At 68.1% G+C, this 26,597-nt stretch carries 23 protein-coding genes and 5 pseudogenes; 13 read left to right on the top strand and 15 right to left on the bottom strand.

From position 1 onward, the window contains the following. Positions 1 to 319, bottom strand: a pseudogene (locus NRO40_RS30485) (transcriptional regulator); the annotation flags it as partial. A 158-nt stretch (positions 320 to 477) separates the two neighbouring features. On the opposite strand from NRO40_RS30485, the gene NRO40_RS30480 reads away from it, so the two are divergent. From NRO40_RS30480 to NRO40_RS30445, 7 genes and pseudogenes are all read left to right on the top strand, one after another. Next, positions 478 to 1,077 (top strand): GNAT family N-acetyltransferase, encoded by a 600-nt coding sequence (locus NRO40_RS30480; RefSeq protein WP_058944393.1) that lies wholly within the window; start codon positions 478 to 480, stop codon positions 1,075 to 1,077. Positions 1,078 to 1,335: 258 nt separating this feature from the next. After that, complete coding sequence (locus NRO40_RS30470; protein ID WP_058944394.1) at positions 1,336 to 1,680, top strand: hypothetical protein; 345 nt, start codon at positions 1,336 to 1,338, stop codon at positions 1,678 to 1,680. 731 nt (positions 1,681 to 2,411) lie between these two features. Then, complete coding sequence (locus NRO40_RS30465) at positions 2,412 to 3,014, top strand: hypothetical protein (RefSeq protein WP_257375598.1); 603 nt, start codon at positions 2,412 to 2,414, stop codon at positions 3,012 to 3,014. Positions 3,015 to 3,433: 419 nt separating this feature from the next. Continuing rightward, positions 3,434 to 3,616, top strand: a pseudogene (locus NRO40_RS30460) (hypothetical protein); the annotation flags it as partial. A 301-nt stretch (positions 3,617 to 3,917) separates the two neighbouring features. Beyond that, entirely contained in the window at positions 3,918 to 4,145 is a 228-nt protein-coding gene (locus NRO40_RS30455; protein ID WP_058944396.1) for a hypothetical protein, read from the top strand. 1,670 nt (positions 4,146 to 5,815) lie between these two features. After that, positions 5,816 to 6,076: a hypothetical protein gene (locus NRO40_RS30450; RefSeq protein ID WP_058944397.1), complete on the top strand. Its 261-nt coding sequence runs from the start codon at positions 5,816 to 5,818 to the stop codon at positions 6,074 to 6,076. Positions 6,077 to 6,346: 270 nt separating this feature from the next. Next, positions 6,347 to 7,996, top strand: coding sequence for a zinc metalloprotease (locus NRO40_RS30445; protein ID WP_257375597.1), 1,650 nt, complete (start codon positions 6,347 to 6,349; stop codon positions 7,994 to 7,996). Between the two features lie 190 nt (positions 7,997 to 8,186). On the opposite strand, the gene NRO40_RS30440 is transcribed toward NRO40_RS30445, so the two are convergent. The 4 genes and pseudogenes from NRO40_RS30440 to NRO40_RS30430 all read right to left on the bottom strand — a co-directional run bounded on the left by NRO40_RS30440 (position 8,187) and on the right by NRO40_RS30430 (position 9,598). Beyond that, complete coding sequence (locus NRO40_RS30440) at positions 8,187 to 8,585, bottom strand: DUF4440 domain-containing protein (RefSeq protein ID WP_058944399.1); 399 nt, start codon at positions 8,583 to 8,585, stop codon at positions 8,187 to 8,189. Between the two features lie 14 nt (positions 8,586 to 8,599). Continuing rightward, a pseudogene (locus NRO40_RS30935) lies at positions 8,600 to 8,671 on the bottom strand (fic family toxin-antitoxin system, toxin component); the annotation flags it as partial. After that, positions 8,671 to 8,820, bottom strand: coding sequence for a hypothetical protein (locus NRO40_RS30435; protein WP_232791225.1), 150 nt, complete (start codon positions 8,818 to 8,820; stop codon positions 8,671 to 8,673). The pseudogene NRO40_RS30935 and the gene NRO40_RS30435, both read right to left, overlap by 1 nt. A 490-nt stretch (positions 8,821 to 9,310) precedes the next feature. Beyond that, positions 9,311 to 9,598 (bottom strand): hypothetical protein, encoded by a 288-nt coding sequence (locus NRO40_RS30430; protein ID WP_058944400.1) that lies wholly within the window; start codon positions 9,596 to 9,598, stop codon positions 9,311 to 9,313. Positions 9,599 to 10,041: 443 nt separating this feature from the next. On the opposite strand from NRO40_RS30430, the gene NRO40_RS30425 reads away from it, so the two are divergent. Both NRO40_RS30425 and NRO40_RS30420 read left to right on the top strand, forming a co-directional pair. Further along, positions 10,042 to 10,854, top strand: a complete 813-nt coding sequence (locus tag NRO40_RS30425) for a nucleotidyltransferase domain-containing protein (protein ID WP_058944411.1) — start codon at positions 10,042 to 10,044, stop codon at positions 10,852 to 10,854. Positions 10,855 to 11,705: 851 nt separating this feature from the next. Beyond that, positions 11,706 to 12,837 (top strand): annotated as a pseudogene (locus NRO40_RS30420) (IS630 family transposase). Positions 12,838 to 12,844: 7 nt separating this feature from the next. Here NRO40_RS30420 and NRO40_RS30415 read toward each other — a convergent pair. The 6 genes and pseudogenes from NRO40_RS30415 to NRO40_RS30385 form a co-directional block, all read right to left on the bottom strand. Then, on the bottom strand, positions 12,845 to 13,357 hold the full coding sequence (locus tag NRO40_RS30415; protein WP_058944401.1) for a DinB family protein: 513 nt from the start codon (positions 13,355 to 13,357) through the stop codon (positions 12,845 to 12,847). 372 nt (positions 13,358 to 13,729) lie between these two features. Continuing rightward, complete coding sequence (locus NRO40_RS30410; RefSeq protein WP_257375596.1) at positions 13,730 to 15,049, bottom strand: phospholipase D-like domain-containing protein; 1,320 nt, start codon at positions 15,047 to 15,049, stop codon at positions 13,730 to 13,732. 605 nt (positions 15,050 to 15,654) lie between these two features. After that, positions 15,655 to 16,272: a transposase family protein gene (locus NRO40_RS30405; protein ID WP_232791227.1), complete on the bottom strand. Its 618-nt coding sequence runs from the start codon at positions 16,270 to 16,272 to the stop codon at positions 15,655 to 15,657. Positions 16,273 to 16,373: 101 nt separating this feature from the next. Continuing rightward, a pseudogene (locus NRO40_RS30400) lies at positions 16,374 to 17,402 on the bottom strand (hypothetical protein); the annotation flags it as partial. Between the two features lie 583 nt (positions 17,403 to 17,985). Further along, a complete protein-coding gene (locus tag NRO40_RS30390; protein WP_232791228.1) occupies positions 17,986 to 18,177 on the bottom strand; it encodes a hypothetical protein in 192 nt (63 codons plus the stop codon). 639 nt (positions 18,178 to 18,816) lie between these two features. Beyond that, on the bottom strand, positions 18,817 to 19,152 hold the full coding sequence (locus NRO40_RS30385) for a YdhR family protein (protein ID WP_058944405.1): 336 nt from the start codon (positions 19,150 to 19,152) through the stop codon (positions 18,817 to 18,819). Positions 19,153 to 19,314: 162 nt separating this feature from the next. On the opposite strand from NRO40_RS30385, the gene NRO40_RS30380 reads away from it, so the two are divergent. From NRO40_RS30380 to NRO40_RS30365, 4 genes are all read left to right on the top strand, one after another. Further along, entirely contained in the window at positions 19,315 to 20,592 is a 1,278-nt protein-coding gene (locus tag NRO40_RS30380; RefSeq protein ID WP_198549437.1) for an IS701 family transposase, read from the top strand. Between the two features lie 153 nt (positions 20,593 to 20,745). Beyond that, positions 20,746 to 20,985, top strand: coding sequence for a hypothetical protein (locus NRO40_RS30375; protein ID WP_058944407.1), 240 nt, complete (start codon positions 20,746 to 20,748; stop codon positions 20,983 to 20,985). A gap of 347 nt (positions 20,986 to 21,332) precedes the next feature. Then, a complete protein-coding gene (locus tag NRO40_RS30370) occupies positions 21,333 to 21,548 on the top strand; it encodes a hypothetical protein (protein WP_157901918.1) in 216 nt (71 codons plus the stop codon). A gap of 56 nt (positions 21,549 to 21,604) precedes the next feature. Then, a protein-coding gene (locus NRO40_RS30365) for an IS5 family transposase (protein ID WP_107115276.1) occupies positions 21,605 to 22,413 on the top strand; the annotation gives its coding sequence in 2 pieces (ribosomal slippage) (positions 21,605 to 21,952 and positions 21,955 to 22,413; 807 coding nt in all). Positions 22,414 to 22,591: 178 nt separating this feature from the next. Here NRO40_RS30365 and NRO40_RS30360 read toward each other — a convergent pair. From NRO40_RS30360 to NRO40_RS30345, 4 genes are all read right to left on the bottom strand, one after another. After that, positions 22,592 to 23,500, bottom strand: coding sequence for an amino acid--tRNA ligase-related protein (locus NRO40_RS30360; protein ID WP_232791215.1), 909 nt, complete (start codon positions 23,498 to 23,500; stop codon positions 22,592 to 22,594). Between the two features lie 78 nt (positions 23,501 to 23,578). After that, positions 23,579 to 23,875 carry a hypothetical protein gene (locus NRO40_RS30355; protein WP_058944322.1) on the bottom strand — a complete coding sequence of 99 codons (297 nt, stop codon included), beginning with the start codon at positions 23,873 to 23,875 and terminating at the stop codon, positions 23,579 to 23,581. Between the two features lie 628 nt (positions 23,876 to 24,503). Beyond that, on the bottom strand, positions 24,504 to 25,700 hold the full coding sequence (locus tag NRO40_RS30350; protein ID WP_257375595.1) for a cytochrome P450: 1,197 nt from the start codon (positions 25,698 to 25,700) through the stop codon (positions 24,504 to 24,506). Then, the gene (locus NRO40_RS30345; RefSeq protein WP_058944320.1) at positions 25,687 to 26,379 is read right to left on the bottom strand and encodes a hypothetical protein; all 693 of its coding nucleotides are present in this window, start codon (positions 26,377 to 26,379) and stop codon (positions 25,687 to 25,689) included. The genes NRO40_RS30350 and NRO40_RS30345 overlap by 14 nt, the downstream gene beginning before the upstream one ends. Positions 26,380 to 26,597: the final 218 nt, after the last annotated feature.

The following is a 26,597-nucleotide window of genomic DNA, read 5'->3' as shown; positions in this document are numbered from 1 at the left end:
CGGTGAGCCGGGCGCGGTCGTAGGAGCCGAGCTTGATGAGCACGGCGGAGGCGAGGCTGTACACGGCGGACAGCCGGGCCTGGTCGAGACTGCGGCGGGAGACGGCGCCCTGATGCGCGCCGGCGATGAGGCCGGGCAGGGCGGCCAGGAGCCGTGCGTGCGCGCCCCGGTCGTACAGTGCGCGGGCGCCCGTCAGACGGCCGTCCAGCGGCCCGGCACCGGACGGGGCGGGGGTGTTGGCCAGAGCATCGTCCAGGCACATCAGCAGGGCGGCGGGGCCTGCGGCCGCCGTGGCGGTGAGCAGCGTACGACGGCGCATGGGGTCCTCCTCGGCGTCACGCTGACTAGGACCTGTCCGGCGATCACGCGTCTGATCCCAGCACCGGTCCGATCCGGGAGGTCGGGAAACGGGACGCGCCCCGACCGTCCGGATAAACGGATGGTCGGGGGCGAGCGTGACGCGGCAGGATGCTCCGCATGACCTTGCCGACCCCCGAGCTGCGCACCGCCCGCCTGCGACTGCGGCCGTTCACCGACGCCGATGCGGCGCCGCTCTACGCGCTGCACAGCAGCGCCCACGTGCTGCGCTACTGGGACTCCCCGCCGTGGACCGAACCGGCCCGCGCCCAGCGTTTCATCGCGACCTGCCGGACGATCGAGGAGGAGGGCACGGGAGCGCGGGTGGCCGTCGACCGCCTCTCCGACGGCGCTTTCATCGGCTGGTGCGGCCTGACGAACTGGAACCCGGACTTCCGCAGCGCGTCCCTGGGCTACGTCTTCGACGCCGCCGCCTGGGGCCACGGCTACGCCACGGAGACCGCGCACGCCGTCCTGCGGTGGGCGTTCGACACCCTGGACCTGAACCGCGTCCAGGCCGAGGCCGACACCCGCAACGTGGCGTCCGCCCGGGTCCTGGAGAAGCTCGGCTTCGTCCGCGAAGGCACCCTCCGCGAGGACTGCGTCGTCAACGGCGACGTCTCCGACTCCTGGGTCTTCGGCCTCCTCCGCCGCGAGTGGCACCCGACGGCCACGCCGACGGCCAAGCCCCTAGGGGGCGTCTTGTCGATCATGTTTTGAGCCGGATGAGGGTGCTGGCGGGGGTGATGGCGGCGAGGTAGCGATCCGGGCGCTTGGGGTAGCGGGTGGTGATGCCGCGTCATTGCTTGAGCCGGTGGAAGCAGCGTTCGACGACGTTGCGCCGCCGGTAGGCGGCCCTGTCGAACCCGCAGGGTCGTTCACGGCGCCGTTCGCGTCCGGCGAGCTGGTCGACGCGCTCGGGGATCGTGGCCCTGATGCGGCTTTCTACATTTCTTCGTTACGGCCGCGGTTATCTCCATGGCCGGCGGTCTGGCCACGGCGGTGGAGGAGGCCGGGCAAGGACATCAGCACCTTGCCCGCGGTGCGGTGATCGCCCTGGCCGGCGGGCTGGCTCTCTATCACGCGGCTCACGCGTGCATCGCGCTGCGCTTCGGCCGCTCCCCGCTGAAGGTGGCGGTATGGGCTGCGCCGGGCATCGGCATCCCGATCGTGGTCGTCGCGGGGTCCGGGAAGCTCACACCTTGGCAGGTCGTGCTGATCCTGGCAACAGAGGTGGTGGTGCACCTGTTGTACGCGCGGAGTGCCGTGCGGCGCTGGGCCAGTGGCAACAGCGGTACAGCACCGGGCGCGGCCGGCTACTGACGGGCGCAAACAGAAGTTGAGCCAGAACCCGTTCTCGTACAGAGCCAGTCCGGGTGCTGCTGGATGGCACGGGTGATCTTTCCTTGCCCACAGTTCGGTGTCCATGAACGGCTTGCGCTTGTGCGCGCCCGCCGCCGCAGGCTGCCCCCCCGGTGTTCAGGGTGACACTCTTTGCCAGTGAGGCGTAAACACGCCCAACTCGCCTCCCTTATCGTTCTCGATATTATCGATTTTCGATAAGAATCCGTGATGGAAATGGGGGAGCGGCGATGAGCGCGTGGAACGATCGGGGGCAGGAGGAGACCAGCTCGAAAGAGATGGCCAGCGCCAAGGGGGACCTGAGGCGGCCTGGCCGTGCTGGTAGTGATTGTGGGGCTGGCAGGGGCGGGGTGGAACGCGATCGAGGTGTAGGGCGAGCTTGACCGCGCGGCGTCCCCCGCAGACGCCGACCGCCCGCCTGACATCCTTGTGACCCGCATCCAGCTGCGCTGACCGGTGCAGTGGTAGCCGGTTCATTCCTCAGTGTCTCGGGTGATGAGGTGACGGAAGGCGCAGGTCGTCGATGACGATCCAAAATGCGACTTTACGGCCAAAGATCAATGGTTCCGTCGATTTACAGACATTGGATCAATGCGCAGAGTGTGCAGTGCGTCGCGCTTCCCTATGTTGAGGGTTGTCGGGCGGAGAACCTCTCCACCTGCACAAACCAAAGGACGTACACCATGCGCGTCATGCGCACCGCGGCCACTGCCCGGACCTTCCTGATCGCGGCGATCGCCGTGGCCGGCCTCACCGTCACTCCCGCCCTCGCCTCCGCCCAGCCCGGCACGGGCAGCGCCCGGACTCTTCTCGCCGTCGGGGCCCCGGGCAGCAACGGCGCCAACGGGGTGGGGATTCTCGGCGGTATCGGTGGCCTCGGTGGCACGGGTGGCGCCGCGGGTGCCCATGGCAACGGAGGCACCGGAGGCGCTGGCGGCAACGCCACCGGCATCGCAAGCGTCGGCGGGTCCGGGGGTACCGGCGGCGCCGGCGGCGCCAACGGCAACGGCGGCAGCGGCGGCTACGGCGGAGCGGCCAAGCTCGGCGGCACCGGTGGCAAGGGCGGCGTGGGCGGCGTCGGCGATGCCGGCGCGGGTATCGCCGGTGGCAAGGGCGGCAATGGCGGCGCTTCCATCGTCGGTGGTGGCCACACGGGCGGCAAGGGCGGCGCCGGCGGCGCGGCCAGCCCCGTATGCCCCGGCAAGCCCGGAGGCAACGGCACCGCCGCCACGATGTTCGCGGACGGCACCACCGGTGCCACCGGCGCTGCCGGCAAGACCACGCTTCCCTGCTGAACAGCTCCGCGGAGCGGGTCGCCGCGCCAGCACAGAAGCACCGGCCCGGGACAGCACACCGCCATGACTACCCCAAACGGACGGGCAGTCGATGGAGTGCGGGACCCGGTGGCAAGCGCCCGGCTGAGATTTCTTCTCAGCCGGGCGCGCTCCGTCGTACGCGGTCTGCCCGCACACCGGCCCGTGCGGCCACATCCGCCGCCTCCATGGGGCGGTCGACCTCTCGAAGCCCGTGTTGCACGGGCCGCCAGGCCGCTGGCCGAGGCCAACCACGCTGTGGTGACGATGTCGTGCAGCGTCTACCGAGTGCACCGACACGATGATCTACACCCGGTGCACGATGCCCCGTCCGGGGCCGACCGCCGGCCCCGGGCACCCGCACCTCGGGCACGACATCGGATGCGGAACATCCAGTGCACGCGGCGAAGAAGGCGGAGCTGCGCAAGCAGCGGGAGCGACTCCAGGCCGCCGGACGACGCCGCCTCGCCGCCGGGCAGTCGCGCCGGCCTCGGCCCCGGCAGAACCGGATCGGTAACGCGGCCGCGCGCCGCGACGCGCGTGCTCTGTCCCGGGTGCGGCACTCAGGCGCCTGGTTGTGGTGACGGTGCCGGACATCGTCCACCGAGTGGAGCCCACCCGGGTGGGTCCGACCAGAGTGGACGCCACCGAGCGGACTCCACTGAGCCTCCGGAATAGTTCCGGCTTCAATACTTCCGGCTGTCCGCGACGCACGATCTCCTTTTCGTGCCACGCGCCAGTATTGTGAAATGATATATAGAGACTGAATGAGCGAATCCTGTCGCTACGGTTACCGTAAACTGGTCGTTTTGATTTGGCGGCTGCTATAAAAGAAATCACCAGGCGGGAGTAATCCGCCTGAAGCGCACGATGAAAGGAAATCGAATGTCTGCCGTAAACTTTGAGGAGCTCAACAACCTCGCGGGCGAGCTGCTGCCCGAGCGGGCCGTGCTCTCCGCCTTTGGCGGTGGCGGTTACGGCGGCGGCGACGGCGGCGCCACTGTCGTGTCGACCTGCACGACCCAGAGCACCTCTCCGGCGCTTGTCCTGGGCCTGCCGGTCGGGACGCAGCAGATCACCCAGATCTGCACCCCGTCGACGGTGACCCACTGAGGTAACACCCTGGTGACAGACGTTCACCATCGGTCGGGGAAGGGCTGACAATATCGTCGGCGCTTCCCCGACTTTCCTATGGAGCCCAGTGACGTGTGCTTCTGCCGAGCCTTGCACATCGTTCCGAGGGTGCGACCACTGCTGTTGCTACGGGTCTCCGTCCTGGAAGATCAGGAGGCCAGTCACGTCTTGCGTGGCGGCTGAGGTGAGGGCTCCGCTCCTGGATTCCGAAGGGGTGTGACCACGTGAGCCTGCCACGTTGCCCGCTCGGCGGGAAGGTACCGTTCCCAAGTGAGGATGTAGCTCGCAAGTGGCTGGCGAGACAGCCCTTACTCGAAAATAGGCCCCCAGCTGATCGCATCTACCTATGCCCCCACTGCCGATACTGGCACGTCACGGGATCGCACCGTTGGACGAGTCAGGCCATTCTGGAGCGACGTAATTACGGGAGGCGAGCGGTCAATCCCAAGCGAAAGCAACAACGGTCCGGCTGAGCATGCGACAGCCGTTCCCCACTCGCCCGGGCGCGTCCGGGAGACGACCCGGAGGCTGGGCACCGCCAGGAAAGCTTCGCCGGACAACGGCCACCGGCCCCTCACTCAGGGGTGATCGTCTCCCACGAGACCAGTGCTCCGGACAACGGTGGGGCGCGCCGGAGGCGGTAGATCAACCCATGGGCCCGCAGATCTCGGTTGGCTTCGCGGACCCCTCCACCGCCGGCCCGCTGCTGCCCCGGCCCGACCTTCCGTGTTCTTCCTGCGCAGTGGGGACGGGCCTTCCCACCAGGCCGGGTAGTTAACGTTCTAACGTTCTCGGCGCTCCCGCAAGAGAGGTGATCGCGAGACTGTGGCGGTGTAAGTGGCTGGTCCGCTCTTGCGGAGCAGGCCGGCCTAGGCTCATCGGGCGGGTTGTCCGTGTGTGGTGCCGAGGGGTGATCTCGCCGAGATGGTAGGCGATCTCCCGGGTGTGCCAGTGACGGCCGGGTTGTTCGATGAGCAGGGCCAGGACCCGTTCGCGGCGTCGTTCCGGCGGGTTGGTGTGTCGGTCGTCCCGGGACGCCGTGGGCAGAGGGGCTTCCCAAACCGGGGGTTCGAGGACGGTGATGTCGAGGTCGGTGAGGGTGCGGCTGGCATCGGGCCGCCCGTCGTCGAGTTGCTCGTTGTACCGCGAGATCGGCGATTTGACCTTGCGAGTGCTGACCCGTGTCCGCCGGGGCGAGAGCAGGCCGGCGCAGGACCCGGCGCCCGATGACGCAGACCGGGACGGCATCGTCGGTGATGACGCCGGCGACCTGAATGACCTGGTCGCGGGCGGTCTGGAGGGCGATGGTGACCCCCGCAGCGGTCGGGGCCGGTGCCGGGGAGCGATTCGGCGGCGTCGAGCATGAGGGTCCGCAGCAGATGGTAGAGCGTCAGCAGCGACCACATCTCCTGCTCGATGTCGGCGGGGTCGCCGGACCGCAGAACCCGCGGCCGCCCATCATGGTGTGTCGGAGCGCGTAGTGCTGACTTGCCCATTCGGCCTATAGTCCACGGATGAATGATGCGAATAGTCGCGGAGCTGAATGAGTGGATTTGGCTGCCATGTTGGTTGCAGGGCTTGACGGTTGGTACAACTAGAAATGGTCAAGGGGGGTGGCCAGCCAGCAGCGCACGATGAAAGGAAAACGAATGACTGCCGTTAACTTTGAGGAGCTCAACAAGCTCGCCGGCGAGCTCCTGCCCGAGCGGGCCGTGCTCTCCGCCTTCGGCGGAGGTTACGACGGCGGAGGTTACGACGGCGGCGGCCACGACGGCGGCGGCGGCAACGGCGGCGCCACTGTCGTGTCGACCTGTGCGACCCAGAGCACCTCTCCGGCGCTTGTCCTGGGCCTGCCGCTCGGCGCGCAGCAGATCACCCAGATCTGCACCCCGTCGACGGTGACCCACTGAGGTAACCCCCTGGTGACAGACGTTCACCATCGGTTGGGGAAGGGCCGACGATCCCGTCGGCGCTTCCCCGACTGTCGTGGGGGGCGTGGTGACGTGGGTTTCCGACACGCCGTGAACGGGCTTTGCGGCCCGGCCCGCTCAGGTATATGCCGCTTCTCGGGATCGGCCGGACCTTGTGTGTAACCAGGAGAACCCACACTCGTTCGTCCGAATGAAGGCTCTGTGCCCTCGCACCGGCCGCATCATTCCCCTCACCTCCTGGAGAGCGCCATGAGCCCGCGAGCGTTGTCACTTGTGACAGAAGATCCCCCTGCACCCGCCCTGGCGGTCCCCACTTTGACCGAAGGGACGGAGCTGGTCGGCGAGTTCGAAGGCTCCGGGTACCGCGTGCAGCCCCATCTGGTGCGCCGCTTCGACGGGCAGGTAGTGCGCCTGCCCGAATTGCTGTACCTGCTGGCCAAGCTCGTCCACATCCAGCAGCAGTCGGCTTCAGGCCCGCGGAACGCCCAGCAGTACCTCTCCCGCCTGTCGGAAGCGTTGAGCCACGAAACCGGCCGCGAATTCGAGCCGGACCATGTTGTCTTCCTCATCGACAACAAACTGGCGCCGCTGGGAGTCACCACCTACAGCGACGGCTCACCCCCGGAAATCCCGAAGGCCAACCCCTTTCTGTCGCTGCGGTTCCGGGTAGCCGTTTTCTCCGAGGCATCCTCCTGGAGCATCAGCGGCTTCTTCATGTGGCTCTACCGGCCCTTCGTGATGCTCCTGGCGGTCAGTGTTTTCGTATTCTGCGAGACTCTGCTGTTCAGCGGCACTCGCATGGCCGGCGCCGTGCAACAGGCTCTGGTCACCCCCACCAGCATCCTGCTGGTCGTCCTTCTGGCCCTGGTCTCCTCGGCCTTTCACGAGATCGGTCACGCCTCGGCGTGCCGCTACAGCGGGGCACGTCCCGGTGCCATGGGGTGTGGCATCTACTTGGTGTGGCCCGCTTTCTACACTGACGTCACCGACTCGTACCGGCTGGGGCGCACAGGCCGTCTCAGGGTCGACCTCGGAGGCGTCTACTTCAACGCGTTGTTCGTCATCGTTCTCGCCCTGACATACCTCGCGACCGGATGGCAAGTCCTGCTGGTGGCAATTTTGGCCATCAACCTGGAAATCGTGCAGCAGCTCATCCCGTCACTCCGGTTCGACGGGTACTACATCATTTCCGACCTGGTCGGCATCCCCGACCTGTTCAAGTACATCGGACCGATCCTGAAACGGGCCCTCCTGCGGCAGCCGGCCGACGAACTGCTCCAGGCTCTCAAGCGCTGGCCCCAAATCGTTGTCACCGCCTGGGTGCTGGTGGTCATCCCCGCCCTGGCAGTCCAACTGGGCATCCTGGTCGTCCGGCTGCCCGAACTCGTCGAGACGGGATGGAGCACGGCCGAGAGGCTGGTCGAAAGCGCCACTGCGTCTGGCAATCCAGTGGTGGGAGTCCTTTCCGCCGCCGTCCAAATCCTGTTGCTGCTTCTTCCGTTGGCCGGAGCAGTCCTTGTCCTGGTACAACTGGCTCAGGCGTTTGTCCGCTTCCTCCGCCGGCGTCTGGTCGCCGTCCGCGACCACAAGCAGGGCCGCCGCACGCCCTACCGTATGTGGGGCGGTGCAGCTCTGCTCATTTTCTCGCTCGCCGGTCTGGGAACCGACTCAGCACACCGACGGGCGCATGCCGCAAGTGCGCCGCAGCCTCGCACCACATCCGGATCCGGTTCGCCGTCTGCGACCCCCTCTGTCCCAGCGCTGGTGTCAGGCCGGCCTTCCATCGGCGCACCTGCTTCCCGGCCTCCTACGATGCCCCGGCTCTCCTGGGCACCCGGTTTCATCACGGTGAAAGGTGACGTTACGGCGCCGGGTGACGCCCGGACTCCAGAGAAGTAGAAACTTCTGGGCATGTCCGCGGACCTGAGCGGACATGCCCAGAAGGATGTTGGTCAAGGGGTGCCTCTTCACGGTGGCCACCGGTCCGTACACCATAGGGCGCGGACCGGTGAAGAACACCGAACCGGCCGCAGGCCGGAGGATCCGCTACGGGTCAGGGCCCCCGCCCCCACCCCGACTCACCCCAAGGTCAGGGCTGGTCGTACCAGGAAAACGCCGTGATGCGCCAGCCATCCGGGGTGCGGACGAACTGGATCGCCTTCGTTCCGCCGCCCTCGAACGGTTCGCCGTCCAGGATCCCGGCCTTCCGGTACTCACCGAACCGCGACGCGACATCCCCCGCGATCTCCGTCCGCTCGGAGGTCTCCCACTCGGAAAACTCGGCCAGCCGTCCATCCGTCAGCAACCGCTGCCGGGGCTCGATGAACTCGTCCACGGTGTAGACCGCGAAATGCGGGCCGGTCGCGACGATTACCCCGCCCGGGATGACCAGCCGACGAATGCGCCCGACGTCAGGCACCTTGCCGTCCCGGTTGTCGAAGGCGCCGAAGAACTCGGCGGTCACCCTGTCTATCTCGGTCTTGGACATGGCGCCGACCCTACCGGTGCCGGGTCGCCGGCGCCGGCGAGTTCGGCGACCTGCAAGATCCACGGCACGTCGACGTGCAGGATCATCAGGCGGCCTGCCCGCCCCACCTCGAGCCGTGCTCAGCCTCGTCGAAGAGCGCCTGTTGTTCGGAGAGGAAGCGCTGAGCGGCATCCATCGCCCTGGCGCGCAGCCCGCTGACGTCGTCCACGACCAGCTGGGCCAGGTAGTCACCCACCGACATCCCCGATCGGCGGCCCGCCTACGGGCCAACTCCGCGATCTCCGCATCCACCCTGGCACCGAGCTGTGCCTTCGCCATACCCTCTTGGCAACAACCGTTTCCACGTTGTGTGCGCCAAGCGCCGTGCTCCGCGGCACCTCGGCCGCGACCATCCCCGCGGGCGGAGAACGCGAAGGGCGCCGGGGCCGCGGAAGGATCGCCCCTGCGCAGGCGGGAGCACTCTCGACCGATCGTCCAGAGTCGGCGTGGAAGGGAACCCCCCCGCCCGCGCGGGGAGCATCCCCGCGCGGGGGGAGTAGCTGTTTGCCGTTCTGACACCACCACGCCTCGTGCACCTACTACGACCGGCGCCGGGCTCGCGGCGAGACCCACGCCTGGGCCCTTCTCCGCCTGGCCCGCCATCCCATCAGCGCCCTGTTTTCTACGGACCCCGCAACCCCCGGGTGGCAGCTGCATGAACCGGCCGGCAGGCAGGCCGACTCGGCTCAACGCTTTATGGCGTCTGTCCACGCCGAGACATCCGCGGCACCCCGGCGGACAGGTTCTTCCGGGTCCCAGGCGAGCTCCGCACAGACCGCTGCGATATCCGGCCCACTGTCCGGATCCACGAGCACGTCATGCACCCCGGTCTGTAGCCAGTCAGCCTGGTTGTCGTCGGCTTCGGCAACCGCAAGCGCGATGAGCCTTACGGCGGCCACTGTTCCCACTTTGGCCAGAGCCTCTGCCGTCTCTCGGGTCACCGCCGTGTCCTCGACGTCCAGCAGCAACCCCACCAGTGCCTCCGCAGCTTCGGGAACCTCAGCAAAGGAAGCAAGAGCGCGCCCGGCACAAGCACGTTGCGTCCACGAAGAAGACGTCGCCTCAGCCAAGGCCACCCCCAACCCACTCATCATCTCCGGCACAACCAGACAGTCTCATGCACGACAAAGAAAATCGAACCCCAGGCCGAAGCCGCCCGCACGCTTGACGAAGAACATAGAGGCCCCCTGCGGGCTGGGGGGCACAACGCCTGCCCAGCGCCGCCAGCGGTGGATCCATCCCCGCGGGCGCGGGGAGCACAGGCGCTGGCCTCCAGTTCCCACCTCCGCAGACACGGAAGCACATCGTCTGCGTAGCGGGTGCTTCTCTGCACTCCACTCACAAGGGTGACCACTCTGAGTGTGGGAGCCTGGTAAACCGGTTGCGGCCGGTGATCTTCCTCTGCAGATTGTGGCCCGTGGATCGCTTGGTGGAGATCGCGGACCGGCTGGCAGAGGCCAGCGGCGTCGTTGGTGTATGTCTGGGAGGTAGTCGGGCGAGAGGTACGCACAGCCCCGATTCCGACTACGACCTGGGCCTGTACTACCGGCCACCGTTGGACACCGCTGCTCTGCGTCTGCTGGCGGCCGAGCTGACCGGCGGGCCGGTGGAGGTCACCGAGCCGGGTGGCTGGGGACCATGGGTGGACGGTGGTGGCTGGCTGACCATCGACGGCCATCGCGTCGACTGGATCTACCGCGACCTGAACCGTGTGCACCGCGTCTGGCAACAGTGCCAGGCTGGACAGTTCGAGATCGGTGCCCAGCCCGGTCACCCTCTGGGGGTCTACTCCCACGCCTATGCAGGTGAGGTGGCCCTGGGACGTATCCTCGCCGACCCCAGGGGCGAGCTTCAGGCCCTGCAAGAGCAGACGCGTCTCTATCCGGAGCCTCTGCGGGAAGCGCTCATCGGCAACGCGCAATGGGAGGCACCGTTCATCCTGGCCGGCGCTCGTAAGGGAGCATCCCGCGGTGATGCCTTTTACGTCGCCGGTTGCCTTTTCCGCGCGGTCGGCCTTCTCGTGCATGCACTCCACGCCCATGCCAGGCGCTGGGTGCTCAACGAGAAGGGTGCCGTGCAGGCCACAGGAGGACTCCCCGCCGCCCCTGCGGATTTCACCGGACGGGCTCACGCGTTGTTCTCCTCGCTCGGTAATACTCCGGAGACGCTCGCTGCCGCACTTGATGACGCTGACCGGCTGGTCGCCGAGGTATGCGGGCTCATCGGGTGACCAGCACCTCGACTGCGGAAGGTCGCGATGAGGGCGAGGGCTGAATTCTGAGGTGCAGTACCGGCGGGTCGGGACCATCCCCGCGGGCGCGGGGAGCACGACGGCACGGCGGGCCCTCTCGGGGCGAACGAGAAGTACCCGGACCGCCGGGCGAAGATCCATGACGGGATCTGAGCCCTGGGCGGCCAAGGCCCCGACCGGCGCCGAGGCGGCGCGGGTGTCCGGGGAGTCCGCCAGCGGGCGGGGGAACGACTGCGCGGGTGGCGGCGCGTGGTGGCGTGTGGCGACGGCGGGCTGACCCTGGCCACAGCAACAAGGATGTGACGTGGCGATGGGACGGTCGGACGGCATGGCAGCGCGCGCAGGGGCGGCGGCGCGGCGACTGTAGACGGTTGGCCGGGTGGCCGGCGGCTGACGACGGCCTCAAGACGATGGCACGGCCGGGCGCAATGCGCGCAGGAGAATCAGGTTCCCCGGCCATTGGGCCGTCCCGCCGCCGCTCCCTGTCGTTCTGGCCGAGTTCCCGAACGCGACTGGGCGCGGCGCACCAGCTGTCTACATCGCCCGCCGCTTGGGGGTGCCGGTGTGCACCACTCTGGCCGGTACCACGGCCGCCGCACTGGCCGTTGTCACGGGCGCGCGAGCGGCCTGACGGAGATCGACGGCCTGACCGGCCCCGGCGGTGTAGGCGCTCGTACGGCGAGGCCCCGCCCGCAGGTCGTTCGTGCGGGCGGGGCCTCGGTACGTGTTGTTCGGGGGCTAGTGCCGCATCAGACGACCTTTGCCCCGTAGTGACGTGACGCGCCGTTCGGATGCTGGTTCGGACGGCGCAATGTCGCCAGGCTGTCCGGGTGGCAGAACGAGTACGTGTCCGCGAGATCGATGACGATGAGGGGCAGCGCCTGTTGCGGATCATCCGCAGAGGCACGGGGTCGGTGGTGACCTGGCGGCGCGGCCAGATGGTGCTGCTGTCCGCGCAGGGTATGCCCGTGGCGAAGATTGCCGAGGTGACGTTCACGAGCGCGGATCGGGTCCGGGACGTGATCCACAACTGCAACACCGACGGCTTCGACTCCCTGTATCCGAAGTACAAGGGCGGCCGGCCCAAGACCTTCACCCTGCCCGAGCGGCGCGAGATCAAGAAGATCGCGAAGTCCAAGCCGGCCGAGCACGACCTGCCATTTTCGACCTGGAGCCTGACCAAGCCGGCGGACTTCCTGGTCGCCGAGGGGGTGGTCGACGACATCAGCCACGAGGGCCTGCGCATCCTGCTCCGCGAGGAGGGCGTCTCCTTTCAACGCCTGAAGACCTGGAAGACCTCCAAGGACCCTGACTACGCGGCGAAGAAGGCCCGCGTCGAGCACCTCTACGCGATCGCCGACGCCGAGGTCATACCCGAGGAGGGCGAGCCCGAAGTCGTCTTCTGCGTGGACGAGTTCGGGCCGCTCAATCTGATGCCCCACCCGGGCCGGCAGTGGGCCGAACGCGGCGGCAAGCACAAGGACCCTGACCGCGAACCTCGCCGCAGGCGGCGGGCGACCTACAACCGCTACGGCGGAGTACGACACCTGTTCGCCGCCCTGGACCTCGCCAAGGACAAGCTCTACGGCCACATCAAGCCGGTCAAGAGGCGCACCCAGTTCCTGGAATTCTGCCGCTACCTGCGCACCCTCTACCCGCCCCAGGTCCGCATCGCGATCGTCTGCGACAACTTCTCCCCGCACCTGACCACGAAGAATTGCCAGCGGGTCGGCATCTGGGCGGCAGCGAACAATGTCGAGATCGCCTACACCCCCACCAACAGCTCCTGGCTCAACCACATCGAGGCCCAGTTCACCGCTGCGCTACTTCACCCTCGACGGCACCGACCACGCCAGCCACAAGGAACAGGGCAGCATGATCCGCCGCTACATCATCTGGCGAAACCGCCACGCCGACGACCAGCGCCTACGCGCTGTCGTCGGCAGGGCTAACGCTGCCTGATCCGGCGCTAAACGCCGGTGGTGCCATCGATGCGTTCCCGGACCAGGTCGGCGTGGCCGTTGTGGCGGGCGTACTCCTCGATCATGTGGACGTAGATCCAGCGGAGGTTGACGTCCTGCTCCATGAAGCGGCCCGTATCGGTCAGAGCACGGTCGGCGCAGTGCTCGCGGGCGCGGGCGATCTCCGCGTGCCAGGTGGCGAGGGCGTCACTCAGGGCGGCGCCCGCAGCCACATCGAAACCACCGTCGGGGCCGTCCGGGTCGGCCTGCGGGTCGTAGATGGGCGGGGCCTGTTCTCCGGCGAGCACGCGGCGGAACCAGTTCCGCTCCACCTCCGCCATGTGCTGGACCAGGCCGGTCAACGTGAAGCCGGACGGCGGCACGGACGCGACGGCGGCCTGCTCATCGTCCAGACCCTCGCACTTCATGGCCAGTGTGGTGCGGTGAAAGTCGAGCCAGCTTTCAAGCGTCGTGCGCTCGTCGGCGTTCAGGGGCGGCATAGGGCGATCGATGGCGCTCATCGGTCGATTATCGCCAGCGGCCGAAGCCGTCGACAGGCGGGGGCCTCACTACAGGGCGAACGTTGTCTGATGCGGCACCGTTCCAGGTGGTGTCGGCGGCGCCGCACTCCGGGTCCGGGAAGATCGGCGGGCGGCGGTCACGACGGCTTTCCGGCGAGCGCGGCCAGCTGCCTCCATCTCGTCCTTGCCGTTGTTGCAGCACCGTCCGCACAGCGGCCGCCGCCTCTGGCCGGGATGTCACCCCACCGTGGATGAACCTGGCGCTCGTGGCTTGCTGTCGGCGGAGACGGTGCTGGACGGGGGCGCCGTGCACCTCACCGCGGCGGCCTCCGGACCGCCGCGGCAAGCGATGGTCAGCGACTGCTACCGGTTCTACGCCGGAGTGCGCGGGCAGGCGATCGGGGTGCCGTTGGCCGGCTGGTGGGTGGTCGCGGCTCGCAGCTTGTTGTACTGCGCGACGTAGGCGTCGTGGACGGCCGGGTCCTCAAGCTGGAGCAAGGTTTCGTCGCTCTGGCGCAGGGAATTGGTGGTCAGGTTGTGGCTGCCGGTCCACACGATCTTGCGGTCCGGGGTGTTGTAGTACTTACCCTCGATCAGCAGGAACTTGTCATGGATCCAGGTGGCGTCCTGGCCGCAGTAGTACTTGGTGATGACCCCGCCGTAAGAGCTGCTCGTCTTCGCGAGCAGCCGGTTGAGGGAGTCCTCCGCGAAGCTGTACTTACCGTCGTCCTTTGGCGGCGAGTAGGTCAGCGCGACCTCTACGTAGCAACCGGCGGCGTCCAGCTCGTTGAGCTTCGACGCGAGGTAAGGGCGGGCGAAGGCGGTCATGCTGACGCGGATGCGGGTGCGGTGCGTATCGGTGGTGCCGACCACGGAGTTGCCGTGGCACTGCACGTTGTCGAGGATGGTCGAGATGGTGTCTTCGCTGGAATCCTCGTAAAAGTTCTTCCCGGGAGCTTCGGCCCGGGGGAAGAAGTGGATCTTCGCGTTACCCGAGGCGAGCGGCGGGCGGCCGGTCTTGTAGTAGTCGTTGTTCGGAATCCGCGCACGAAGATCCTCGAAGTAGCCTTCGTAGGCCTCGTAGATGGCGTCGTTGCCGGCGAGTACGAGGGCGTTGTTCCATCCCAGGCGGCCGTCGCGCCCCGCGTGCAGGTTCGCCGAGGACTGCACGACGACCCGTTCGGTGCCCTGGGTTTCGGTGAACAGCATGAACTTGTTGTGGTTGATGGCCACCACGCCGTTGTTCATGCGGGTACCGACGCAGCCGCGGCCGGTGCCGCAGGTCATAAGGAAGGACGGCCTGGCCGGGTCGGATCCCAGTTTCTCCGCCAGCCGGCTGTAGATCGGCGCGTACTCCTTATGCAGCGCCTTCTCGTCAAAAATCGCCTGTACCCGCACGCCCCGGTCGTGTGCGGCGATCAGGGCATCAGCGAAGTCCGGGTCGTTGAGGTAGTAGTACGACAGGCGGATCAGCGAACCGGCCGGAGCGCCGGCGATCAGCTCGATCTGCTTGTCGACGATGGCCCGCTGTTCAGCCACGGTGCCGATCGGGTTGTTGAAGACGGCCTGGGTGGTCACCCCCGCCGTCGCAGGCGCGGTCTCGGCGCCTGCGGGCGTAGCGGATACGGTGAACACGGACGCCAGGAACGCCGCTGCCAGGGCGACAGGGCGCAGCTTGTGTCGGGTACGCATGGAGATCCCTCTCGGATATGAGACACAAGTGCGACTCGTGTACACGGCGAAAGGTTGTAGCAACTTCTCGACCAGCGGACACTGCCGTCCTGTGAGCGATCATGGGGATGCCCCGCGTCTGATGAGGCGTCAAGGCCCTTCCGGGTTGGGTGAAGCCGGTGCTCCAGTCCTCATCAGCGGTCCGCCGAGGCCTCCGGGCCCAGGACCACCCCCCCCGCACCCATGACCGGATCAACGAACCACCTGCCAAAGGCTCGTCTCGCTACCGCACCCCCGGGAGCGGGCGGGAGTCGCCAGGGTCGCTGCCGGCCGCGCCGATATGGGTGCGCGGGCGAGGCCCCGTGCCCAGGCGCGCTCTGGGGGAGTACCGCCGGGCCACCCCCCCCTACCTGGTCCCCGTCCACCCCGAGACGGGGAACCGGCCTCCTCTTCCCGGTCAGGCTGGGATGGTGATCACACCCCACCGCCGCCGCACCCACTCCGCCCGCCGCGCCCGCGCCGTACGGGCGGCGCCGGGGCGGCTGGAAGGGACCTCCTGCCGGCCCGGCTTGCCTTCGCCGGGACGGTGACGAGCAGTTGCCGGCGGGCTGTGTAGCCGGTGACGATCACGGGGTCGAGTACGTCGTTGTCCAGGCCGCGGAAGCCGAGGTCTGCGAGGGCGCCGAGGCCGGGGCGCGCAGGTGGGCCAGGATGTGGTCGTGGCGGGCGGCGGTGATGTCGTGCGTGCGGCCGGGCCGGGCGGCGGATATCCAGGTCAGGCGCCGCTTCACGTCGGTCAGAACGAGGAAGTGCGGGCCGTGATGACGGTGCTTGCGGGAGTGGTTGCGGCGGTCGTCCTGTCGGGTGCGGCGCTGGGTGGGGATGAGAGTGCCGTCGATCAGGACGACCTCCCCACCCTGACTGGCGCCCTTCTTCAGAGCACGGTCCAGGCGTGGCGCCTGCGCGGCAAGCAGGGTGATCAGCTCGTCGCGCCAGCGGCGGACGGTCGACTCGGAGACGTTGCTGCCGCCAGCGATGTCGGCCAGGTCCTGGTCATGCCGCAGCACGGCCAGGACGATCACCGCGATCTTCCCCGGAGGCAGGATTCGCCACGGGACCGTATCGCCTTCAGGGTGGCGCCGCAGCAGACCGGCGAGGTGGCTGACCGTGCTCGTGGACAGCGACAGACGGCACTGGTAGACAAGCTGGCAGGTGTCCTCGGCGCGTTCTTTGGTTTTCGTCACCTAAATCCAACATCTACCGGGGGCGCCGTGGTACGCCTGCATCGGGCGTCTCCGGGGACTCTGTTCACTCTGTTTGGACAGCACTCGGGCTCGAGGGGCCACTGGATGCTCCAGCGGTGCGGATGCTCGGAATTGTTGGGACAGGCGAATACGTTGAGCTCACCCCAGCGGCCCACAGTGACCTCCGTGGGGGTGGCACAACGGTGAGTGGGCTGGTTCTGGTCCTCCAGAGGTTTCCAGCTGCCGCTGCCGCCGTCCCATTCCGAGCTGTCGATCGTCAGCAGCAGGTGCATCGGTGTCGTGCAGGTCAGACAATCCATGGGATACGGGTCGGTCGCGTGCCAGGAGGCGAAGCCGCCCACGCGCCAGCCGGGCGGGATGGACAGGTCGTACTGGTAGCCGAGCGGCTCTGTCGTGCTTTCGTCCGCCGACTGCCCAGCTTCCTCTTCAAGGGCTTCCTCTCAAGCGTCGATCCGGGCGCACGGGTTCTCCGGCAGAAGGCCGGCAAACGGGTAGGTGACCACCTGCTCCGGGTGCAGCACACAGGGCTCGGGCACGAAGCCATCGGACCCGACTACCAACGGCTGCGGCTGCGCGGTCAGCACCTCGCCGACCTCCCACGACCGCCGCCAGCGCAGGTGCAGCTCCAGGTCGTACCGGCCCGGGCCGTGCGCGCTGAAGGGACACCGGAACACTTGAAGCAGATCGCAGTCGCCCGGCCCCTTCGGCAGGTCGGGCACATCCCGCCGGTACAGCTGCGCGAGGCCGATCATCGGCAGCGGGTGGGTCTCGGACGCCCCGGGGATCCGGTGCTCCCGGTGCAGCTCACCCAGGAGCTCCCGTTCCTCGTCGGTCGGGCCGGGACCTTGCCCGCGGGCCCACGCGGAAGCCAGAACCTGCCGATAGCGACGGATGTCAGCCGGGCGCCGCCCACGCCCACGCCCGTGGGCCTCGCCGCACACCGGCCACAGCTCGTCGGCCGACCACAGCATAGGACCGCCCACGGAACTGGCTGAAAGGTCTGGTCTGCCCGGCCGTGGATGGAGCCGAGTCGTCGTCCCTCGAAAGGCGGCCACTTCCGGGAAGAGCGCCTCGACATCGAGAGGGCGCGCGGGCGTGGTCCTCGCCATGGACGCGACCTCAAGGGCCGTCCCGGAATCTGCCGCCGGACCGAGGCGCGACTCACCGCATCAGCCGCATCGTCCGAGCCACGCAAACCCTGCTGACCTGCGACCGTTCAGGGCGAAAGAGGTTCGTTGGACCGCTGCTGACGGCGGCCAACCACACCGGCGAGCACGAGGGCGGCAAAGAGGGTGCCCGCAGTCACGTAGCCCGCGAGGGTGTCGGTGGTGACCAGTACGAGTGAGACCGGGATCAACGTCAGGCTCCCGGTTCGGGACGTGGCGAAGGCGTCCAGGCGGAGGACGAGGCGCAGGGATGTTGTGAAGGTGCGGCGTCGGTCATGGGTTCTCCCTATCACACCGAAGATCGCACGCCGAGACGTTCCACATGGCTCCGGTGTGGACAAGACGCGAGGGAGTGTCGAGCAGACCTTCGCCTGCCTCCATCAGTCCAAACGGCTACGGATCCGCTACGAGATACGTGCCGATCTTCACCTCGGCCTGCTCCAACTCGCCTGCCGCATCATCTGCTGGAGACGACCCCGAACCTCATTCTGAAACGATCAGTTAGACGGTTTCTGTTGGATCTTGCCTATTCGGCGGTGTCCCACTCTGCCTGCACCCAGGTCAGCTGCACCTCGCTCAGAGGGGGGTCGAACCCTGCCGGGAACATCAGCATCTTCGGCTGCGGCCACATGTTCTCCGGCCCGTGCTCGTCGCAGTGCAGAGCAATGAGATGCGGTCCTTCCCCGCAGGACTCGTGCCAGTAAGGGCGGTCATGCATCTGGCAGAAGTACCCGAACCTCCAGCAGTCATCTTCTTCGGTCGGCTCGTAGAAGCTGGGATCGCGAACAATCGTGGTTACCGGCTCCTGCCGGTTGAACCGGGGGATGGGCCGGGGGTCACACCACAGCAGTCGGGGAGGTATCACGAACCCATCCTGACCCAAGGTCGACCTGTTCGGACCATTGGGTCGTTGGCCAGGCTGATCCACCTCGCAGGCATCCTCATCCGGGCCGCGCGTGCGATCGTCGGGGCCAGTGGTCGCAGAGCTGGGACAGGACCTCGCCGCAGAAGTCCGTCCCGGCCGCCGTCGCCAAGGCGCCGCCACCGTCGGGTGTCGGCGTTTCGAATCGGGCAGGGCGAGGGATTCCCGGACAGAGTCGCCGCTTGGGCCCAGGCAGCCTCGAAGAGCCAGTCCAGGCCGAGCTGGAACGTGTCGGGCACGGGAAACGAGATCTCTGAGAAGTTGGCCGAAAAGCCGCTATAGGCAACTAATACTCCAGCTGTACATCGTGATCTTTGCGGTTGTTGGGCTGCTTGGCGCTGGTAGTGGCCGGCACTGATGGGGCTTCTTGAAATCAAGAAGCACCAACAGCACGGGCTGGCTCGGTCTGGTGCGGTCGCGCCAGTCGTCGGCGGGTCACGCTGTCGTGTCCGCCGGGTGGCCGGACTCGGCGAAGGGCCCCCGGTCAGGCCGCAGCGAATAGAGCACCTCGTACACCTCGCGGCGGACCTCGACGGCTTCGTACGCGGCAGGGATAGTGCGGGCGAGCTCGGTCTCCCGGAATGCGTCGAGCGCCTCGCGGCTCTCGAAGAAGTAGATGCCGCACACGTCTCCGGTTGCGCTGTCGCGGCCGTAGACCTTCTGCAGGAGACCGGGTACGTCACGGAAGCGGGGCCGCCGCTCCAGGAGGCGCCGCTCGAACTCCTGCGCATCGAGTCCGGATGTGATCCGGACGAAGAGGATGGCGGGCATGGAGTCATCTCCGTCCTTGAGATGCCCCCTGAGTCGAGTCTAGCAAGCAGGCGCATGGACAGTGATCTCGCTGGTCAGGGCCTGTGCGGACACAGGTGCGGCCACCGTTGATCATCGTGAGTTGTGTGGACTGACGAAGAGACGGTGGCCGCAGGTCACAGCATAGATCCCGCCCGTTGGCGGGGTGCGTTCGAGGCCCTGACGGACCGGATCGCGGGCCGCTTCGCACGGGTTGAACCCCGGCGCCGGGCCGGGCGGCTGGTGCTCGGTCTGCTGGCGGACCTGCCGCGCAAGAACTGCTGGACGATCGCGGAGTGGGCCGGGGATGCCACTCCGCACGGTTTGCAGCACTTGCTGTCCCGGGCGTCCTGGGACGCGGACACGGTCCGTGATGACGTCCGTGACTACGTGGCCGAGCATCTGCGTGATGACGCGGCGGTGCTGGTCGTCGACGAGACCGGCGACGTAAAGAAGGGCACGCACACCGTCGGGGTCCAGCGGCAGTACACCGGCACCGCGGGCAGGATCGAGAACTCCCAGGTCGCCGTCTACCTCGTCTACGCCGGCAGCCGCGGGCACGCCGCGGTGGACCGCGAGCTGTACGTTCCGCGCTCGTGGACCACCGATCCCGACCGCTGCCAGGCCGCGGGCATCCCCGAAGAACGGGCCTTCGCCACCAAGCCGGAACTGGCCGCCATGATGATCGAACGGTTCCTGGACGCCGGGCACCATGCCGCTTGGGCGGCCGGGGACGAGGTCTACGGCGGCAACCCGAAACTGCGGGCCGTACTGGAAACACGCGGCATGGGCTACGTCCTCGCCGTCGCCTGCTCAGCCGAAGTCACCACCCAGGCAGGCAAGTTCAGGGCCGACGCCCTGGCCGGCAAGCTGCCCAAGCGGGCTTGGCAAAAGCTGTCCGCCGGGGCCGGCGCGAAGGGGCACCGGTTTTACGACTGGGCCGTCATCGACACCGTCGACCCCGGCCCCGGGCACCGTCAGCTGCTGATCCGCCGCAACCGCGCAACCGGCGAACTCGCCTACTACCGCTGCTATTCGCCCGGAGCCGTGCCGCTGACCACCCTGGTCAGGATCGCCGGATCAAGGTGGCGGGTGGAGGAGACCTTCCAGTCCGGAAAGGGTCTGGCCGGACTCGATGAGCATCAGGTCCGACGATTCGTGTCCTGGACCCGCTGGGTCACTCTGGCGATGCTCGCCCATGCCTTCCTCGCCGTCGTCCGGGCCGACGAACACGACCGGGCCGCCGACCCCGCCGACCTGATCCCGCTGTCCTGCAACGAAGTACAGCGACTGTTCATCGCCATCGTCGTCCATTCCGTCCACAACACCGCCCACCGTCTCGCCTGGTCCAACTGGCGACGTCGCCATCAGGCCCGATCCCAGACCAGCCACTACCGGCGACAAGCCGCAACGCAGACATGAAGATCACGATCTACAGCTGGAGTACTAAGCGGCCCTGCTGCCCGAGGGCAGCTAAATAGCGCAACACTTTGGCGAATTCCATTAATCTCTTGGCGCTTACAGTCCAACCCTCATAGGTTCCTGGAGACCAAGTTCCGACCTTGAGGGGGAGTTTTGCAGAATCGCCTGTTATCGGCCATAGTCATCTCGGCCACCATCCTGCTAACCGCCGGCGGCACTCCGGCCAGCGCTTTTGACGGCACCGACACCGACATCCCCTCCGACTACTCGGGCGAGGAGTTCACCGACGACCTGGTGATCGAGGATGTGCCGGGGGACCCGGAGGGCTGGGCGACGCGCGGTGCCGCCGGCTCTTCGCCGATCGAAACCTTCCAGTACCAGGTGGGGGCCTGACCATTTCCATCCCCACCGGCTGCGCGCTGACGCACGTCATCAAGGGCGGAGGGAAGAGGATCACCAACCAGATGGCGGGGGTCGACTGCGTAGGACCCACGGCCCTCCTCGCAAAGTTCTGCAACACCCGGCTGGAATTCCACTACGCCAACACGGCAGGGAAGACGTACAAGATCAAGCGTGGCCCGCTCAACTCCCCCTGCCGTAGTGGAACCGTCAACTCCCTCAACGTGGCTGCAGACCACACCCTGGCTCACTACGGCAAGGCGTGTGCGCAGCTCTTCGTCAACGGTAAGCGGCGGGCCGTGCAGTGCCACTACATCACTTCGTGAGCCATTATGGATGACATGACATACAGCTCCAGGAAGTGGTGGACCGAATTGGCGCTATTTGTGCTGGTAAGCACGGCGAGCGCTCTCCTTCTAGCCGTGCTCTGGTCCATGTCGCTCGACGGGCGCGAAGAGACAGTCAACGGGCTTCTCTTCATCATCCCCGGCGTGGTCATCGGATTGCTGGCGGCCGCACGCTACCGCCGCCACCACACCGCTTCGGGCTCTAGCTGACGGTCCGGGGCTAAGACGTCATTTCAGTTGGCATGATCTTGCGGCAGTCTGGGGTGATGACTGCTGCGCTTGTCGAGCGGATGGCGCCGGAAGACCTGTGGACGTTGTTCCAGCGGGTGGTGCCGCCGGCGCCGGTCCGCCCCCAGGGTGGTGGGCACCGGCGGCGAGGTGACCGCGAGGTGCTGGCCGCGATCATCTTCGTGGCCACCTCAGGCTGCACCTGGAATCAACTGCCACCAGGCTTCGGACTGTCGGGCGTGACAGCCTTCCGCCGGTTCACCGAGTGGACCGAGGCCAGGGTGTGGGCCAAACTTCACCGCCTGGTCCTGGATGAACTCGGTGCCCGGGGTGAGCTGGACTGGTCGCGGTGCGCGATCGACTCGGTCAGCGTCCGGGCCCTCAAAGGGGGCAGCTGACGGGACCGAATCCGACCGACCGTGGCAAGAAGGGATCGAAAATCCACCTCATCGTCGACCGCCAGGGCCTGCCCCTGTCGATCGGCATCTCCGCCGCCAATCTCCACGACAGCCAGGCCCTCATCCCGCTGGTGTGCGGCATCCCGCCCATCCGCTCGCGTCGCGGCCCTCGACGCCGGCGGCCCGGCAAGCTGCACGGTGACAAGGGCTACGACTACCAGAACCTGCGGCGATGGCTCGCTTCCCGCGGCATCCGGCACCGACTTGCCCGCAAGGGCATCGAGTCGTCCCAGCGGCTGGGCCGGCACCGCTGGGTCGTGGAGCGGACCATGTCCTGGCTGTCCGGCTGCCGCCGTCTCCACCGCCGCTACGAACGCAAGCCGGAACACTTCCTCGCCTTCACAGCCATCGCCGCGACCCTCATATGTCACCGCCGACTAGCCAACTGAAATGACGTCTTAGTGAAGGTGAACCACGCCGAGGCCGTGACCAGAGATGGGTCACTTTGAGTGAGACGCGATGCGGCCCGGCGTCTCACTCAATCTGAGAATTGCGGTGGCACCCGCCCGCCGGCACAGGCCGTGGCCCTGCGCACAAGGTGTGTGCGGGGCCACGGCCTCCGGCCGGTCAGGGCAGGATGTTTGCGCCGTTGAAGCGCAGCAGCAGGGCGAGGTCACGGATGTCGTCGTGCTGGGTTGCCCAGAGCAAGAACCGCTCGACGCCGAGCCCGAAGCCGGAGGTTCGCATCGGGTGGCGCTCGTTCATGGTGACGTACCACTCGTAGGCGTCCTTGGGGACCTCGTGCAGGTCAAGGGCGCGGCGCAGGTCGGCGACGTCGGTGTGGCGCTCGCCCGCGACGACCGTCTCGCCGACGCCGAACAGCAGGTCGGCGCTCAGCGCCTTGGTCGGGTCCTGCGGGTCGAAGGCCTGGTAGAAGGGCACACTCAGGTGGTCGGGGTGGGTCAGCCAGACGTACCCGCCGAACTTGTCCATCAGGACGCGCTCGCCCTCGCGGGTGAGGCTCCGGCAGCCGGGCTCCAGCTCCTTGACGGCTCCGGGTAGGTCCTTCAAGATCCCGTAGGCCTCATCGAAGGTAATCCGGGGCAGCGGGCCGCTGCTGGCCAGCTCCTCCAGGTGCTGCACTGTCCCGGCCATTCCGGTCACAGCATCGCGGCTGTGGGTGAGCAGGGCTCCGGCCAGGTGCCGCAGATATGCCTCGACCACCTCTATCATGTCGTCGAGGCCGCCCGCTATCTCCGCCTCGCTGTGGAAGAACTGGCACAGGTGGGTCTCGTCCGCCGCCTCGCCCCGGAAGGACGGCATCAGGTAGTAGGAGCCCTCCGGGGCTAGCCGGCAGCCGAACTCCAGGACGAACTGCATCGAGTCGGCGAGGTAGGTGGGGACGCTCTCGAGTTCGACCTTGACGGGCGAGCTGTCGCTCCCCCGCCCCATCGGGCTGGAGATGGATCCGGTGGTGACCGGGAGGTGCAGGTTGCGGGCACCCCGCTTGGTCCAGACTGGTGCGGGTTGCCGCACGGTGAATTTCGTCGAATTCGGGGATGCGAGGTAGCGGCCTCGTTCGCTGTCAGACAGTCAGGCCCGGAGCAGCACCAGTCAGTTGGCCAGCGCCCGGGTGGTCTCGGGAGAGGCGCGGCTGGTGGAGCAGGCTCCGCCCACTACGAGCGCCATGTCGGCGTAGGAGGAGAGCCGGATGTCTTCGAGCGGCGGGATGCCACGGGACACCAGACCGTCGGTGTCCTCCACCCGCAGTCCGCGGCCCCGCAAGGTGACGGACTGGTCGACGTCCGTGATGGACAGGCTGGTCGCATCGACACCCGAGCGGACCGTGACCGCCAGGGAGAGCCGCGCGCCGGACTTGAACTCGACGCTCCCGGCGGCCCAGCCGGTCACCGCCCCGCCGAGGCGCGGAGACCGGCCTGCCGAACAGCTGGCAGGCGAGGTCGAGGTACGGGCTGATGGTCCGCACCAAGACCTCGGGCAGTCGTCCGCCGTCCGCCCGCAGCCCGGCCGCGTCCGCCGGCCCCCACTGGGCCGAGGCCGCCCGGGGGCGGATCCGGAGAGAATCAGCCCGCCACAGGCTGCAGGCGTCCACTCCCGGTCCAGGATGCCGCGGCCGGCGGCCAGCAGGCCGCGGAGGGGCAGCACCATGCCGACGAGGGCCGCGCCCTCGCTGTTGTCCTCGGCGAGTTGGTGGATCTCGGCCGCGGAGAGCGGCAGTCCCTCCTCCAGCAGGACTGCCTTCCCGGAACCCCGGGCGGCCTGCCCGAGGGCCACCCGGCCGGCCGAGGCACCGCGAGGAGCAGGTCGATCTCCGGGGTCGCGAGCAGGTCCCGCCACGTCTCGGCCGCCGCCGTGTCGGCACCCGGGACGCCACAGCGGCCCTTCTCCCGGTACAGAAGAGTTCGGAACCACGCAGCGAGGCCCAGGCCCGGTGAGCCGCGAGTCCCTGCCCCACGATGGTCGTCACGATTGGCATGGCTCTCTCTCGGGAACCGGTGGCGGTGGTTCGGACGGCGAATCAGAATGCGATCATGAGCCGCGGCCAGGTCGTGACGCCGAAGGCCGGGGTGCGCACGGTGGCCAGGGGGCGCGCCTCGGTGCCGTCCAGCCGTTCCAGGAGAGCCAGCACGCCCTCCCGGAGGATGACCCGCGACAGCAGCCCGGCCAGGCAGTAGTGGCGTCCGAGGCCGAAGGACAGGTGACGCGGCCCGCTGCGGCCCGGGCGGAACGCGTCCGGGCCCTCGTAGACGGCCTCGTCCCGGTTGGCCGAGGCGATCACCAGGACCAGGCGCCAGCCGGCCGGCACCTTGCGCCCGCCGATCTCCAACGGCACGGTGGTGGACCGCGGAACGAAGTGAAACGGGGCGTCGTAGCGCAGGGCTTCCTCCACGACCGCCTCCAGCAGCTCCCGCCGGGCGAGCGCCTCCGCCCGGGCCGCGGGGTCCCAGCGCAGTAGGACGTCGGCCGTGGTGGCCAGTGCGCTGGCCACCGGGTCGATCCCCCCGGTCAGGAGCTGGGCGAACAGGGCGAGCGCGTCCTCGGGGTTGAGCTCGGCGATCCCGCGCAGGGGAATCAGCCGTTCGTCGTCGGTGGCGCGCAGCCCCGGGATGACAGTGTCCTGGAGGTACTTCCGCAGGTCGTCCCGCGCCTGGAGCGCGATCCTGGCCCGCACCGGGTCCGCCGTGGGGGTGCTCAGGAAGCCGATCAGCCGGGACGACCAGTCCTGGACCAGCTGCACGTCCTGCTCCGGCACCCCGAGCACCGCGCAGGTGAGGCGCACGGCGAGAGGTGCGGCGAAGGCGCCAAAAAGGTCGGTCTCCCCCTCGCCCACGGCGTCGAGCAGCTCCCGTGCCGTCCGGCGGACGTGGCCGGCCCAGGCCTCGGCGCTGCGGCGCGGGAAGGCGGGGGCGACCGTCTCCCGGAGCCGGGTCTGGTGCGGCGGGTCGCTGAAGACCATCCAGGAGTTGAAGAAGGCCATGGCCTCCTCGACCTCGGGACGGTCCTCGTCGCGCTGCGGTCCCGTGTAGTCGCCCGGGCAGGCGGAGAGGCTCTCCTCCAGCAGCAGCCGGGCGACGTCGCCGTAGGTGGGGACGTACCAGGAGTTTGTTGGTTCGTTCCAGTGCACCGGGTCCAGCGCGCGCATCCGGGCGAAGACCGGGTACGGGTCGAGCGCGGTCTTCTCCGTCAGCAGGATCTCGGGGTCAAACACGTGCATGCCTTCCTTTCAGCCAGGATGCGACGAGTGGAGCGGCACCCACGGCGGCACCCGCCACCGCCAGGCCCAGACCGGCCCACCGGTTGCGGCGGCCGGCCTTCAGGAGCCGGGAGCAGGCGACGGTGGCCCGGTCCGGGGCGGCGAACAGCGGGACGGAGTACCAGGACAGGTGCCAGAAGGAGATGCTCATGGTGGCCTTGACGGCGCCGTGGAAGCCCGCGGAGGACAGCCCCAGCAGCCACCGGAGCCGCCAGGCCGCCAGCATCAGCGGCGCGAAGGGGAGTTCGTAGACGAGCGCGCCGGTCGAGGCGGCCCGCGCGGGGTTCGGCCCCACGGCCGAGAGCTGCTTGCCGAGCGGGGTGCCGAGCTCTGCCCAGGCGCCGCGCAGCGTCGAGCCGCGAGTCCACTTCCAGCCGACGGTGAGCACCTTGGCCAGGCCCGACTGGAGGTACATGGCCGCGTAGTAGGACTGCATGGCGGCCAGCAGGGCGGTGGCGTACGCGGCGGCGGAATCCTGATCGCCGTCGCGCTCGATGTCCTCCACGAGTGACAGTAGCCCGAGGAAGATGTTGAGGTGGCTGTTGTAGCTCCAGAGGGTCCGGTCGAGCCGTACCACCTGGTGCTGCAACAGGCCGAAGGAGACGTTCGCCGCGACCCGGACGGCCGGTTTGCCCGGCACCGAGCGCCCAGGCCCCGGCGGACACCACCGCGACGGCGCGCAGCGCCTCGTACGCCAGCGGGACCAGCGGACGGCCCTTGACCGGCTCGTCCCCGGCCTCGTCGACCAGCCGGGTGTAGTCGGCGAGGAACCGGCCGGGCGGCAGGTGCCACACCGTGCGCACTACGGCGGCTCCGGTCGTGAGGCGGACCAGCGACAGCCGGTCCACCGCGTGGTGC

This window comes from Streptomyces changanensis (assembly GCF_024600715.1).
GTDB classification, from domain to species: Bacteria; Actinomycetota; Actinomycetes; order Streptomycetales; family Streptomycetaceae; genus Streptomyces; species Streptomyces changanensis.
Note: the sequence above shows the minus strand (reverse complement) of the source record. Positions and strands in the feature narration are given on the sequence as shown.